This is a genomic window from Mycobacterium neglectum, from assembly GCF_002591975.1.
Taxonomy (GTDB): domain Bacteria; phylum Actinomycetota; class Actinomycetes; order Mycobacteriales; family Mycobacteriaceae; genus Mycobacterium; species Mycobacterium neglectum.
In genome coordinates this window covers 170,924-184,211 of sequence record NZ_NVQE01000006.1, presented here as the reverse complement: position 1 = coordinate 184,211, position 13,288 = coordinate 170,924, and the positions used below count along the sequence as shown (strand labels likewise).

The following is a 13,288-nucleotide window of genomic DNA, read 5'->3' as shown; positions in this document are numbered from 1 at the left end:
GTCATATGACGGTGTGCTGGTCTCTCTCGTCTGTGTGTTGTGTAGATATTTTTTAGTGATGCGCGTACCACCGTGACCTCCACAAGGGGTATCGTCGGCAGCGTCAGATGTGTATACGAGCCAGGTCGACCCCATCGCACCTCCGGCGCCTGCGCCGATCGACGCGTTGGCTGCACCCGTTCCTCCGCCCCCGCCGGTCGACCCGATGGCACCCTCGACTCCTGCATTCCAGGCTATGGCCGCAGCCGCCATCAGCGGGGCCTCGCCTGCCGATGTCGTGCAGCCGGCGGCGAACTGGGACGTCGCCGAGGGCACAGGCGACCAGCCGCAGGTGTGGGCATTGCATACGGATGCCCCGCTTCAACCGGCCCCGGCGCTTCCGCCGGTCCCGCCACCGCCGCCCGCACCCGCAGCCGTTGCGGCGCCCGCGCCCGACCCGCTGGCCGCGGTCGACGTCCCGCAGTCGGCGGTGGACGCAGCCAACCAGGCCGTCTCCGGTGAGCTTCCCGTGCCTGCCGAGGTTCCGCACCTGTCGAGCCCGGACAATCTGAATCCCGGAACGACGACCGACCGGGCCGGCGTCACGGACTCCAGCCCGAACGTCTCGTACCTGAAGGAGATCTGGCACGCGATCCAGACCCAGGAGGTCACCGGTACAGATGCGCTGCTGGCGCTGACGCAGCGTCCGTTGTCAACACCGGACCGCGCCACCGGTCAGGCACCGACTCTGCCGGGCCAGCTCCCAACCGATCCGGCGTTGGCACCTCCGCCGCCTCCGGCGCCGGCACCCGGACTGCCCGTGCCGCCGGCACCTCCGGCTCCCGGCGTTCCTCCGCCGCCCCCGGCACCCCTGCCGCCGGCCTGAGCCCGCTCAGCCGCTCAGGCGGATCCGACCCATTCCTCGGAGCCGTCTGAGAAGAACTGGTGCTTCCATACGGGTAACCGCGCCTTCACGGTGTCGACCAACCGTTGACAGGTTTCGAACGCCGCACCGCGGTGGTCTGCGGCCACCGCCGCGACCAGCGCGGCGTCCCCGATGTTCAGCGGGCCGATTCGGTGGCTGACGGCGATGGCCCGCACTCCCTGGCTGTCCGCCGCGATCTCGGCGGCGACATCGGCCAGCGTCTGCTGCGCCGTGGGGTGTGCCGAATACTCGAGCCGCGTCACGGTGCGACCGCCGTCGTGGTCACGGACTACGCCGGCGAAACCCACCACCGCCCCCGCGGCCTCATGGGCGACGAGCGCTTCGTGCGCGGCAAGCTCGATCGCGCATTCGGTGAGTTCAGCGCGCAAGACGACGGTCATCGTGGATGGTCCCCTCCCGCCAGCTGATCCAGCGCGTGCTCGAGCACACCGTCCAGCACCCCCAAGCCGTCTTTGACGCCACCGGGCGACCCGGGCAGGTTCACGATCAAGGTGCGCCCTCGGACGCCGCAGACACCTCGCGAGAGCACCGAGGTCGGGACCTTGTCCTCGCCTGCCCGGCGGATGGCGTCGGCCAGGCCTGGAATCTGGTAGTCCACGATGTTCGCGGTCGCCTCAGCGGCGCCGTCGGTCGGCGAGATCCCGGTTCCGCCGGAAGTGATCACGACGTCGACGTTTTCCCCGACCGCGGTGAACAACGCCCGGTTGACCCCGATGCCGTCGGCCACGACCGATGGCGCTGGAGTGCCGATTCCCCGTTGATTGAGCCAGTCGACGATGATCGGCCCGGTGCGGTCCTCGTATACGCCGGACGCGGCGCGGGTGGAGGCAATGACGACCCGACCCGACCTCATCGGACCCACGTCCCGGTCTTGCCGCCTTCCTTGCGCAGCACCCGGATGTCGTCGATGCGTGCGGCGGGGTCCACCGCCTTGAGCATGTCGTAGAGAGTCAACGCGGCGACGCTCACCGCCGTCAGCGCTTCCATCTCCACGCCCGTACGGTCGGTGCTGCGCACTGTGGCGGTGATTGCCACCTCAGCGTCGCCGATTTCGAAGTCGACGTCGACACCCGTCAGGGCCAGCTGGTGACAGAGCGGAATCAGATCACTGGTGCGCTTGGCGGCGAGGATCCCTGCCACCCGCGCGGTCGCCAACGCGTCGCCCTTGGGCAGTCCGCCCGTTGCGATCATCGCGACGACGTCGGTGGTGGTGTGCAGGGTGCCCGCCGCGGCGGCGGTGCGTCTGGTGGCGTCCTTGGCGGTGACGTCGACCATGTGCGCCGCGCCCGTTTCGTCGAGGTGCGACAGTCGGCGCGGTTCAGTCACTACTTGTTGACGACCGTGACCGGGTGCAGGTACGGGACGTCGTCGGTCGGCAGCGGGAACGTCAGGTCTCCGAACGGGGACAACGCTCCGGTGCGATCGGCAGCCAACTCGCTGACTGCATGGTCGTCGTCGCCGTCGGTTGCGGGCCAGCCCGGGTCGACATACTGCTTCTTCTGCCGTTTGTTGTCAGCCACGCCTGACATTGTGGCAGGCAACGCGAGCGGTGGCGACACCGACGGCCTGCTTTACGCTGGTCAGCAATGACCGAAAACGCGCCGGGCATTCCTCTGGGCGCCTGGCTGGCCGAACTCGGCGATGAGCGGCTGATCCGGCTGCTTGAGTTGCGGCCCGACCTGACACAACCCCCGCCGGGGACCGTCGCGGCCCTTGCGGCGCGGGCTCAGGCACGGCAATCGGTCAAAGCTGCCACCGATGACCTGGACTTCCTTCATCTCACAGTGATCGACGCGCTTTTGGTGCTGCATGCGGACACGACCGCGGTGCCGCTGTCCAAGCTGCTGGAACTGGTCGGCGACGCGGGCGGCGACGCCGAGGTGACAGCGGCCGTCGACGACCTTCGTGAGCGGGCGCTGGTGTGGGGCGACGCGGCGGTCCGGGTGGCGAGCGAGGCAGCGACCGGCCTGCCTTGGTATCCAGGCCAGGCCACGGTAGAGGACACCGAGCCGAAAGACCTCGCCCGGCGCCTCGCCGGACTCGACGAGGCGCAGTCCGACCTGCTGCAGAAGTTGTTGGAGGGCTCGCCGGTGGGACGCACCCGTGACGCCGCTGCGGGCACCCCGCCGGATCGCCCGGTGCAGCGGCTGCTGGCGGCAGGGCTGCTGCGGCAGGTGGACGCCGACACGGTGATCCTGCCGAGGTTGGTCGGCCAGGCGTTGCGCGGGGAGCTACCCGGCCCGGTGGGGCTGGCCGCACCCAACCCTGTGGTGTCGACCACGACCACCTCCGATGTCGATGCGGTGGCTGCAGGCGCGGCGATCGATCTGCTGCGCGAGGTCGAGGTGGTGCTCGAAACCCTCAGTGCTACACCTGTTCCCGAGCTCCGCAGCGGCGGCCTGGGGGTGCGCGACCTCAAACGGCTGACCAAGGTCACCGGCATCGAAGACAGTCGGCTCGGGCTGATCCTCGAGGTGACTGCGGCGGCCGGGCTGATCGCAACGGGCATGCCCGAACCGGAGCCGCCGGACGGAGCGGGTCCGCACTGGGCGCCGACAGTGGCCACCGACCGATACCTCGAATCCCCTGCGGCACAGAAATGGCATCTGCTGGCGTCGACGTGGTTGGAGCTGCCGGGCAGGCCGAGCCTGGTCGGCAGCCGCGGTCTCGACGGTAAACCCTATGCGGCGCTGTCGGATTCGCTGTACTCCACCGCCGCGCCGCTGGACCGGCGACTCCTCCTCGAACTGCTCGCCGACCTTGCGCCCGGCGCAGGCGTCGATGCGACCGAGGCGTCTCGGGCGATGATCTGGCGACGGCCTCGGTGGGCGGCGCGGCTGCAACCGGACCCGGTAGGCGCGCTGCTGTCGGAGGCACACATGGTCGGCGTCGTGGGCCGCGGTGCGATCACCACCCCGACCCGCGCCATGCTGGCAGGCGCCGCACCCGAGGACGTCGTCAAGGCGATGGACAAGGTGTTGCCGCGGCCGATCGACCATTTCCTGCTGCAGGCCGACTTGACGGTCGTGGTCCCGGGACCGCTCGAACGCGACCTGGCCGAGCAGTTGGGAGCGGTGGCGAGGGTCGAGTCGGCGGGCGCGGCCATGGTCTACCGCATCAGTGAAACGTCCATCAGGCGGGCCCTCGACACCGGCCGGTCCGCGGTGGAGCTGCACACGTTCTTCTCGCGACACTCCAAAACCCCTGTGCCACAGGGACTTACCTACCTGATCGACGATGTGGCCCGGCGGCACGGGCAACTGCGGGTCGGCATGGCCGCCTCGTTCGTGCGCTGCGAGGACGCGGCACTGTTGGCGCAAGCGATCACCGCGCCCGCGGCTGAACAACTGGAGATGAGGCTGCTGGCTCCGACCGTCGCGGTATCGCAGGCGCCGATCTCCGAGGTACTCACCGGTCTGCGCGAGGCCGGCTTCGCGCCCGCGGCCGAGGACTCGACCGGCACCATCGTCGACATCCGGGCCCGTGGCGCCAGGGTGCCTGCTCCGCCGCGCCGCCGCGCCCCGCACCGACCGGCGAGCCCAACGAGTCAGACACTGGGCGCGATAGTCGCGATACTTCGAAGGGTGGCGTCAGCGCCGTCCAATGGCATGCGGCTCGATCCGACCGTCGCGATCACGCAACTGCAGGAGGCCGCCCACCTTCAAGCGTCGGTGGTGATCGGCTACGTCGACCCGGCGGGCGTGGCCACCCAGCGGGTCGTGGCACCCATCAACGTCCGCGGTGGGCAGCTGACCGCCTACGACCCGGCATCGGGGCGGGTTCGCGAGTTCGCGATTCACCGCGTCACGTCGGTGGTGTCTGCCGAATCGCCCTGATTTTCCTGGGCGAGCGGTGCATGCTTCCACCATGCAGATCAGCGGATCGGTTGCGTTCGTCACCGGAGCCAACCGCGGCCTCGGACGTCACTTCGCCGAGGAACTGGTCGCCCGCGGCGCGGCCAAGGTGTACGCGGCGGCCCGCCGACCGGAAACCGTCACCTCACAAAACGTGGTGCCGATCCGCATCGACATCACCGATCCCGAATCGGTGGCTGCTGCCGCGGACCTCGCAAGCGACACCACCCTGCTGGTCAACAACGCGGGGATCGCGTCCTTCCACTCTCTGCTGGAGGCGCCGATGGAAGACGTCCGTGCACAGATGGAGTCCCATTTCTTTGGAACGCTGTCGGTCACCAGGGCGTTCGCGCCGCATCTCATCGCCAATTCCCCCGCTGCGGTACTGAACGTTTTGTCGGTGCTGTCCTGGGTGCATCCGCCGAGCGCGGGTACGTACAGTGCGGCAAAGGCCGCGCTCTGGGCGCAGACCGACACCGTCCGCGACGAGCTCGCCCCACGCGGCGTGGCCGTCACCGCGCTGCACGTCGGCTTCATGGACACCGACATGGTCGCATCGGTGGAAGGGCCCAAGAGCGACCCCGCGAAGATTGCCGCCGTCGCGCTCGACGGCGTCGAGGCCGGCCTGGTCGAAGTCCTCGGCGATGAGCTCACACGCAAGGTCAAGGCCGGTCTGTCGGCAGATCGGGGAGCGGTGGCCGCTCGCTGAATCAACGGTTGTCCGCCTCGTCTGGATAATGGATGGGATGACCAGCGAGCGAGAACGCTGGGGGCACCTCCCGCCCTCGGCAGGGGGACGGGATCGCGCATGACTGACGGCCCCCTGATCGTGCAGTCCGATAAGACCGTGCTGCTCGAAGTCGACCACGAGCAGGCCGGCGCGGCGAGAGCCGCAATCGCCCCGTTCGCCGAGCTCGAGCGTGCACCTGAGCACATCCACACCTATCGCATCACGCCGCTGGCGCTGTGGAACGCCCGTGCCGCCGGCCACGACGCAGAGCAGGTCGTCGACGCGCTGGTGTCGTTCTCGCGGTACGCGGTGCCGCAGCCGCTGCTCGTCGACATCGTCGACACCATGGCGCGCTACGGGCGCCTTCAGTTGGTCAAGTCTCCGGTGCACGGCCTGACGCTCGTGAGCCTGGACCGCGCAGTGCTCGAGGAAGTGCTGCGAAACAAGAAGATCGCACCGATGCTCGGTACGCGCATCGACGACGACACCGTCCAGGTGCACAATAGTGAGCGCGGCCGTGTCAAGCAGATGCTGCTCAAGATCGGTTGGCCCGCAGAGGATCTCGCCGGGTACGTGGATGGTGAGAAGCATCCGATCAGCCTCGCGCAGGACGGCTGGCACCTGCGTGATTACCAGGAGATGGCCACCGACTCGTTCTGGCAGGGCGGCTCCGGTGTCGTGGTGCTGCCGTGCGGTGCGGGTAAGACACTCGTCGGCGCGGCGGCGATGGCCAAGGCATCCGCGACGACGCTGATCCTGGTCACCAACACGGTGGCGGGCAGGCAGTGGAAACGCGAGCTGATCAATCGGACATCGTTGACCGAGGACGAGATCGGCGAGTACTCGGGCGAAAAGAAGGAGATCCGCCCGGTCACCATCGCCACCTACCAGGTGATCACCCGCCGCACCAAGGGCGAATACCGGCACCTCGAACTGTTCGACAGCCGCGACTGGGGGCTGATCATCTACGACGAGGTGCACCTGCTGCCCGCGCCGGTGTTCCGGATGACCGCTGACCTGCAGTCGCGGCGGCGGCTGGGCCTGACCGCGACGTTGATCCGCGAGGACGGTCGCGAGGGCGACGTGTTCTCGCTGATCGGACCGAAGCGGTATGACGCGCCGTGGAAGGACATCGAGGCGCAGGGCTGGATCGCACCGGCCGAATGCATCGAGGTGCGGGTCACGATGACCGACAACGAGCGGATGCTCTACGCCGTCGCCGAACCCGACGAGCGGTACAAGCTGTGCTCGACGGTGCACTCGAAGATCGCCGTGGTGAAGTCCATTCTGGAGAAGCACAAAGGCGACCAGACCCTGGTCATCGGCGCATACCTCGACCAGCTCGACGAGTTGGGACTGGAGTTGAACGCCCCGGTGATCCAGGGGTCGACCAAGACCGCGGAGCGCGAGGCGCTATACGACGAGTTTCGTCGGGGCGAGATCCCGACGCTGGTGGTGTCCAAGGTCGCCAATTTCTCCATTGACCTACCGGAAGCCAACGTGGCCGTGCAGGTTTCGGGCACCTTCGGGTCGCGGCAGGAAGAGGCGCAGCGGCTGGGCCGCCTGCTGAGGCCAAAGGCCGACGGCGGCGGTGCGATCTTCTATTCCGTGGTCTCGCGTGACAGCCTCGACGCCGAGTACGCCGCGCACCGTCAGCGCTTCCTTGCCGAGCAGGGCTACGGGTACATCATCAAGGACGCCGACGATCTGCTGGGCCCGGCGATCTAGGTATGCGGCCCAACGGGTTTCGAGACAGTGAGTAGGACGACCGAATCTTCGATCGCGTCCAGTCCGTGTCGTTCCCGGGGCAGGATGATGTGGTCACCGGGCGAACCGTCCCATCCCGACGATGAGTTGGTCACCCGCACCCGACCGTGCAGCACCTGAAGCGTGGCCTCGCCGGGGCTCTCATGATCGTCGAGCTTGCTGCCAGCCTTCAATGCCATCAGGGTCTGACGCAACGCGTGCTCGTGGCCACCGTAGACCGTGTGCGCGCTGCGGCCGCTGGTGGCCGCCCGGGCAGATTCCAAATGCTCGCGCGCGAGAGCGGTGAGTGAGATCTTCTCCATCGTCGAGACACCTTTCAGACGATCGGTATGCACTGGGCCGTTTGCCGCATAAATCGTCTCGTTTCGGGCTGTGAAATCGAGACATGATCAATGCAACCAACACCATTGTCGTCATCGACAGCACCGGCAAGACCGGAACGCCCATCGCAGGCCGGTCGAAGCAGTAACACCCCGATTGCACCGAGCGACTTCAAGGACATCGCCCTAACTACGCGGGGGCCGCACAAACGCGTTAGCCTCGTCACGAGTCGGCAGCAGCCCTCCCGGGCTCTAGCAGGAAGCACAGACGCCACCTATGAGCGGATACACCTCCTCACTTCGGCAGGTCGCGAAGATCGCGCTGGCCGGCGTCGTGGTCGGCATGGGTGCGCTGGCCGCCGCGACGCAGGCCAACGCGCAGCCGGCCCCGCCACTACCGCCGCCGGTGCCGGGCGAAGCGCCGCCCCCCGGCCAGCCCGTCGCGGTGGACCCCGGGGCCCAGCCGGTCGCTGCGCCCGCGCCGCCGCCGGTCGGGCCACCGCCCGTGCCGCAGATCGCCAACCAGCAGTACGGACAGGGCAGCACGTCGGGACGGTTGGGCTTCTTGCGCGACGCCTGGCAAATGGCCCAGGATCCGCAGAACTTCACCGGCACCATGCAGCCCGGCGACGTCCCCGCAGCGGCCCCGCCCCCACCGGGTGCCGGTCCGGCGCCGCAGTTGCCTCCCGGATACCAATCACTGACCGACCCGGCGTCCAGCGGTCCCGTGCCCGAGAGGAATTACGCGGGCGGGCCACCGCTGCCGGAGGGGTATTACCCGCTGACCGGGCCGCCGCCGCCCGGGTACTTCGACGCACCACCTGCTCCGGATTCGATTGCGCCGGTCAACCCCGGTGCGCTACCGCCTTCCGGACCGATCCCGGTCACGCCCTAGCTTTCGCGGACTACATCAGAGCGGGGATGACCTCGCGTTCGAACAGCTCGATACCGGTGCGGTCATATGCGGCCTCCGGAAAGTACATGATCGCGTATTCGCAGCCAAGTGCTTGCATGCGCTTGAGCTTCCCGACGACCTGTTCCGTTGTCCCACTTCCGGATTCAGGTGCGCTGACGGTACTCAGCATGGCATCGATGGCGGATTCGTCTGCCTTGGCGACCTGCCGGGCGCGTAGCCGCGCAATGCGCTCCTTGACGTCGTTCTCCGACGTGCCGATAACGGCGTTGAAGTTGGCCGACCGGACGATGGCGTCGTAATCGGTACCGACGGACCCGCAGTGGTCGGCCAGGATCTGCGACTTGTGCGCGAAACCGTCGGGCTCGGATGTGAAGTTGGTGTACTGCGCGTACTTGGCGGCGATGCGCAGTGTCACCTTCTCGCCGCCGCCCGCGATCCACATCGGCGGCCCGCCGTCCTGCAACGGCTTCGGCGCGACGATGGCGCCGTCGACCTGATAGTGCTTGCCGTCGAGGCTGACCCGCCCGTCGCGCCAGGCGTCGCGCATGATCCGGACGCCCTCGTCGAGCTTGCCCAGCCGGACGCCGGCTGACGGAAACCCGTAGCCGTACGCCTTCCATTCGTGCTCGTACCAGCCGCCGCCGATACCCATCTGCACCCGTCCGCCCGAGATGATGTCCGCGGTGGCGGCTACCTTGGCGAGATAGACCGGGTTGCGGTAGCCCATCGCCGTACACATCTGGCCGAGCTTGATCCGCGATGTGCTTGCGGCGTAGGCCGACATCAGTGACCACGCCTCGTGCGTGGCTTCGTCGGTCGGCACCGGCACCGTGTGGAAGTGGTCGTACACCCACAGCGAATCCCACGGCCCGCCGTCGGCGTACGCGGCCAGGTCGCGCATGACCGGCCACTGCTGATCTGGGGGAATGTCAACGAGATCGAGTCGCCAGCCCTGCGGGATGAATAGTCCGAAGCGCATGGCTTGCAACTCTATGCAACCAACGGCGGCGGACGCCATCCTCCAAGGGCTGCTTCGACGTGGCCGGCAACCGCGAGCGCGGTCGCGTCTTGGAACGGCCTTGCCACGATCTGCACGCCGACGGGCAGCCCCTCCTTCGAGGTGCCACAGCGGACGACGACCGCCGGCCAGCCGGTCAGGTTGTGCGCCATCAGGTGCGAGAAGTCCCGGATCTCCACGAGTCCGTGGTGGTGGGGCTTGGCGGCGGTCGGCATCGCAGGGCCGATGATCACGTCGTAGTCGACCATGAATTCGAGCATCTCGAGCCGGTAGTTGTCGATGTCGGTCAGCCTGGCGCGCGCATCGGACAGCGAGAAATCGACCAGTCGCGCTTGCTTGAGGAACTCGGCGAGCTCCTCGGACGGATCGGTCGCACCGATCGCCGCCAGGTCCGCTTCGAACCCTTGGCCCCGGTCGCCGCCAAGGAAAACGGACTCCCACAACAGGTCGATCGTGCGTCCGAGGCACAGCGGGGCGTTGTGCTCGACGATGCCGACAACGCCCGTCAGCGCCCGAACGGCGTCGCCGACGACGGCGGCGATGTCGTCGTCGGGCGGCGAGATGCCGTCGTCGAGATATGTGGCGACCCGCAGGCCTGCCAGGTCGACGTCGGGCGGGTGGCCGAGCGGCGCGGGCACCGCGTACGGATCGCGCAGATCTGGGCCGTTCATGATCGACAGCCCGAGATACAGATCTGGCACCGACCGGGCGAGCGGTCCGTAGCAGTTGAACGGGCCGAAGATGCCAAGCGCGTCTCCGAAGACACTGCCGGTCCGCGGAATTCGGCCGTGAGTGGGCTTGAGCCCCGCGATTCCGGTGTAGTGGGCAGGCTGTCTGATGCTGCCGCCGCCGTCCGACCCGACGCTCAATGCCGCGCCGCCTGCGGACACCAGGGCCGCGGAGCCGCCGCTGCTGCCGCCCGGTGTGCGCGACAGATCGAACGGATTGTTGGTGCGGCCGTAGAGGTTGTTGTTCGATTCGCCGCCGCGGCCCATCTCGGGCACGTTCGTGAGTCCCAACACGATGGCGCCCTCGGCGCGAAGTCTCGACACTGCGGTCGCGTCTACGTCGGCGGTGGTACGCAGCACCGGACTGCCACCGGAGCATTCGAGTCCGGCGACGTGCATGACGTCCTTGACCACCACCGGCAGTCCATGCGCCCGGCCAACCGGAGCACCGCGGGCGACGCGGGCGTCGGCTTCGTCCGCTGCGGTCAGGCATTGCTGCGGATCGACGCGCTGCACAAGCGCGTTCAGCGCGGGATTGACTTCGTCGATGCGCTCGAGATGCGCACCGACGACCTCCCGGCAGGAAACGGTCCCGCCTGTCATCAGCGCCACCAGGTGGTGGGCCGGCAGCGCACAGAGATCGGTCATGCTCGCTCGCCTCGATGTCCCGACGCAGTTCAAGTGGAAGTGTCCACCACAAACGTGGTGGTCGGGCCGTTATCAGGCTGCAACGGCGACATCTTCTGATCGCTATCGCCGAACCGACGTTGGTGTTATATGGTGTGGCTCACATAGCAATGACCCATGTGATGCATGCCACAAAGGAGGCGGTTGTGGTCCGTGACCCGATGACGGGGTTGGAATCGCACCCGGTTCGTACCGGCGCCGAACACCACGTTCGCTGGTTTTATGTTCTGCTGCTCGTCGTGATCGCGATTGCCGCGATCGCGGGCATAGTCAGCACCATGGCGATGGGACAACCACAGGTGGCGTTCGTCATCGGTCTCGTGGCCGTGGCATTCTTCTCCCGAATCGGGTGCTGACGCACGTCAGACCGGCTTGACGGGGGTCGGGGCTAGCCTGGCGGCATGGCCCTCTCAAAGGAAGAACGCGAACAGTTTCTGGCCGAGCCCCACATCGGGGCACTCTCGGTGAGTGCGGGCGACAAGCGCGGACCGCTTACCGTCCCGATCTGGTATCAGTACAGTCCCGGTGGTGAGCCATGGGTGCACACGGGCGCCGGGTCGCGCAAGCATCGCCTGATCGAGTCGCAGGGAGAATTCACCCTGATGTCCCAGCGCCTGGAGCCGACGGTGCGCTACGTCGCGGTCGACGGACCGGTCAGCCGCATCGAACCGGCCACCGACGAACAACTCGTCGAGATGGTCAAGCGCTACCTGCCGCCCGAGAAGGTCGACGGCTATCTCGAGTTCGCACGGCGCGAACACGGTGCGGGCGTGGTCATCTACATGAAGCCGCAGCATTGGCTGTCAGCCGATCTCGGATCGGTCTAGCGCGGCGCGTACAGCGCGGCCACTGCGGGCAGGCTGACCTTCAGCGCCGGGTTGCGCGGCAAATCGTCGACGATGGTGAACGCGACCGGCACGTTGTAGACCGGCAACTCCTTGCGAACGAGCTCGGCGAGTTCGTCCTCGGATGGCGCGTGCGTTCCCGGTGTCAGCTCGATGGCCGCGAACGGCACCTCGCCGAGTCGCGTATCAGGCACGCCGACGACACAGGCGTCACGTACGGCGGGGTGTGAGATCAGCACGCGTCGAACAGTTTCGGGCATGATTTTGAATCCGCCGCGGTTGATCGCGCCGTCGGCCCGACCATGCAGGTAGACGAAACCGTCGGCATCGATCGAGGCGATGTCGGTGGTACGTATCCAGTCGGGACTGATCGGCGCCACCTTCGCCTCGAGCAGACCCTGCTCGCCGACGGCCAGTTCGGTACCGGTGTCCGGGTCGACGATGCGTACCTGGGTGTCGGGCAGCGCCCGACCGACGCTGTGGCGTTTGGACTCGCCGAACTCCGCGACGACATCCGGCGTCCACGCGCATAGCGATCCCGCGAACTCCGTTGCGCCATAAGCCAACCGGATCGGGATACCGAAGTGTCTCTCGAATTCGTCGCGGGTCTCAGGATCGAGCGGACCCGAGGCGCTGATCAAGAATTCCAGCGATGCCAGATCCTCTTTGGCCACCGCGGCGTCGAGCAACATACGGATGACTGCGGGCTGCACGCCCGAACGCGTGATGCCGTGCGTCTTGACCACCCCCACGAACCCGTCAACGGAGAATCGCTCGAGCATCACCATCCGTCTGGCGTTGTACACACCGGCGACCAGCTGGCAGACACCGATACCACCGAACTGCCAGTAGGCCAGTTCAGGCGGCGCGTCCGGCGGCGCGCACTCCCCGCTGGTGACACTGAACACCGTCCGCTCCAGCACTGGCGTCATGATCTCCTGACGCTTGGGTGGACCAGTCGTGCCGCTGGTCAGAATCTGCAGTGCCACACCGGGTTCGAATTCAGCATGGCTACGGGACTGATCGCGCCGCCCGAGCCCGTCGACCGGGACCACGATCGGATCGGCCAGCGAAATGGAAACGCCCGCGCAGCCGACCCGCGTGCACGCGGCAATGACTTCGGCCGTCCAGTCCTCGCTGTCGGCGACGACCGCCGACAATTCCAGCATCTCGATGTCGCGGCCGATCGATTCGGGCGACTGGAACGAGTAAATCATCGACACCGGACGGCCGGCGGCAAGGAAGCCGATGATCGCGGCGGCATGCTGCAGACGGTTGCGGACCACGAGGCCGACGGGCGCACCGTCGGGGACTCCACCGCGGCGCAACAGGTCGGCGATCGCAACACCGTACGCGGCCACCTCGTCGCCCGAATACCACCGACCGTCGAACTCGATGCACTGGCGGTCGCCATAGCTCGTCAGACCTGCGGCGAACGATTCGGTGAAGCTCTCAGGCATCCCGTCAATCTAGCGAGTCACGCGATACGGCTCTGCAT

14 protein-coding genes and 1 pseudogene are annotated in these 13,288 nt (G+C 67.4%); 7 read left to right on the top strand and 8 right to left on the bottom strand.

The window, feature by feature from the left end; all coding sequences use genetic code 11:
* Positions 1 to 127: 127 nt before the first annotated feature.
* Positions 128 to 865 (top strand): annotated as a pseudogene (locus CSQ99_RS07830) (transglycosylase family protein); the annotation flags it as partial.
* Positions 866 to 879: 14 nt separating this feature from the next.
* Here the strand turns inward: CSQ99_RS07830 and CSQ99_RS07825 are convergent.
* Genes CSQ99_RS07825 through CSQ99_RS07810 form a run of 4 tightly spaced genes read right to left on the bottom strand, consistent with a single transcriptional unit; the run spans position 880 to position 2,454 of the window.
* Positions 880 to 1,305: a molybdenum cofactor biosynthesis protein MoaE gene (locus CSQ99_RS07825; protein WP_099038475.1), complete on the bottom strand. Its 426-nt coding sequence runs from the start codon at positions 1,303 to 1,305 to the stop codon at positions 880 to 882.
* Positions 1,302 to 1,778, bottom strand: a complete 477-nt coding sequence (locus CSQ99_RS07820; protein ID WP_099038500.1) for a MogA/MoaB family molybdenum cofactor biosynthesis protein — start codon at positions 1,776 to 1,778, stop codon at positions 1,302 to 1,304. Before CSQ99_RS07820 ends, CSQ99_RS07825 begins: the two co-directional genes overlap by 4 nt.
* On the bottom strand, positions 1,775 to 2,200 hold the full coding sequence (gene moaC, locus CSQ99_RS07815) for a cyclic pyranopterin monophosphate synthase MoaC (protein ID WP_245908789.1): 426 nt from the start codon (positions 2,198 to 2,200) through the stop codon (positions 1,775 to 1,777). The genes CSQ99_RS07820 and moaC overlap by 4 nt, the downstream gene beginning before the upstream one ends.
* A gap of 50 nt (positions 2,201 to 2,250) precedes the next feature.
* Positions 2,251 to 2,454, bottom strand: coding sequence for a hypothetical protein (locus tag CSQ99_RS07810; RefSeq protein WP_176560919.1), 204 nt, complete (start codon positions 2,452 to 2,454; stop codon positions 2,251 to 2,253).
* A gap of 57 nt (positions 2,455 to 2,511) precedes the next feature.
* Here CSQ99_RS07810 and CSQ99_RS07805 point away from each other — a divergent pair, with 57 nt between their 5' ends.
* The 3 genes from CSQ99_RS07805 (at position 2,512) to CSQ99_RS07795 (ending at position 7,237) form a co-directional block, all read left to right on the top strand.
* Positions 2,512 to 4,761 carry a helicase-associated domain-containing protein gene (locus CSQ99_RS07805; protein WP_099038473.1) on the top strand — a complete coding sequence of 750 codons (2,250 nt, stop codon included), beginning with the start codon at positions 2,512 to 2,514 and terminating at the stop codon, positions 4,759 to 4,761.
* Positions 4,762 to 4,792: 31 nt separating this feature from the next.
* Positions 4,793 to 5,488: an SDR family oxidoreductase gene (locus CSQ99_RS07800; RefSeq protein WP_099038498.1), complete on the top strand. Its 696-nt coding sequence runs from the start codon at positions 4,793 to 4,795 to the stop codon at positions 5,486 to 5,488.
* Positions 5,489 to 5,587: 99 nt separating this feature from the next.
* Entirely contained in the window at positions 5,588 to 7,237 is a 1,650-nt protein-coding gene (locus tag CSQ99_RS07795) for a DNA repair helicase XPB (protein ID WP_099038472.1), read from the top strand.
* Here CSQ99_RS07795 and CSQ99_RS07790 read toward each other — a convergent pair.
* Positions 7,234 to 7,578, bottom strand: a complete 345-nt coding sequence (locus CSQ99_RS07790) for a cupin domain-containing protein (RefSeq protein ID WP_099038471.1) — start codon at positions 7,576 to 7,578, stop codon at positions 7,234 to 7,236. The two genes, CSQ99_RS07795 and CSQ99_RS07790, sit on opposite strands and share 4 nt — an antisense overlap.
* Before the next feature lie 295 nt (positions 7,579 to 7,873).
* On the opposite strand from CSQ99_RS07790, the gene CSQ99_RS07785 reads away from it, so the two are divergent.
* Positions 7,874 to 8,491: a hypothetical protein gene (locus CSQ99_RS07785; protein ID WP_099038470.1), complete on the top strand. Its 618-nt coding sequence runs from the start codon at positions 7,874 to 7,876 to the stop codon at positions 8,489 to 8,491.
* 10 nt (positions 8,492 to 8,501) lie between these two features.
* On the opposite strand, the gene CSQ99_RS07780 is transcribed toward CSQ99_RS07785, so the two are convergent.
* Both CSQ99_RS07780 and CSQ99_RS07775 read right to left on the bottom strand, forming a co-directional pair.
* Entirely contained in the window at positions 8,502 to 9,491 is a 990-nt protein-coding gene (locus tag CSQ99_RS07780; RefSeq protein ID WP_099038497.1) for an LLM class F420-dependent oxidoreductase, read from the bottom strand.
* An 11-nt stretch (positions 9,492 to 9,502) separates the two neighbouring features.
* Positions 9,503 to 10,906, bottom strand: a complete 1,404-nt coding sequence (locus CSQ99_RS07775) for an amidase (RefSeq protein WP_099038469.1) — start codon at positions 10,904 to 10,906, stop codon at positions 9,503 to 9,505.
* A gap of 185 nt (positions 10,907 to 11,091) precedes the next feature.
* On the opposite strand from CSQ99_RS07775, the gene CSQ99_RS07770 reads away from it, so the two are divergent.
* Positions 11,092 to 11,301: a hypothetical protein gene (locus tag CSQ99_RS07770; RefSeq protein WP_141562653.1), complete on the top strand. Its 210-nt coding sequence runs from the start codon at positions 11,092 to 11,094 to the stop codon at positions 11,299 to 11,301.
* 45 nt (positions 11,302 to 11,346) lie between these two features.
* A complete protein-coding gene (locus CSQ99_RS07765; RefSeq protein WP_099038468.1) occupies positions 11,347 to 11,772 on the top strand; it encodes a pyridoxamine 5'-phosphate oxidase family protein in 426 nt (141 codons plus the stop codon).
* Here CSQ99_RS07765 and CSQ99_RS07760 read toward each other — a convergent pair.
* Complete coding sequence (locus CSQ99_RS07760) at positions 11,769 to 13,250, bottom strand: class I adenylate-forming enzyme family protein (RefSeq protein WP_099038467.1); 1,482 nt, start codon at positions 13,248 to 13,250, stop codon at positions 11,769 to 11,771. The genes CSQ99_RS07765 and CSQ99_RS07760 overlap by 4 nt on opposite strands.
* Positions 13,251 to 13,288: the final 38 nt, after the last annotated feature.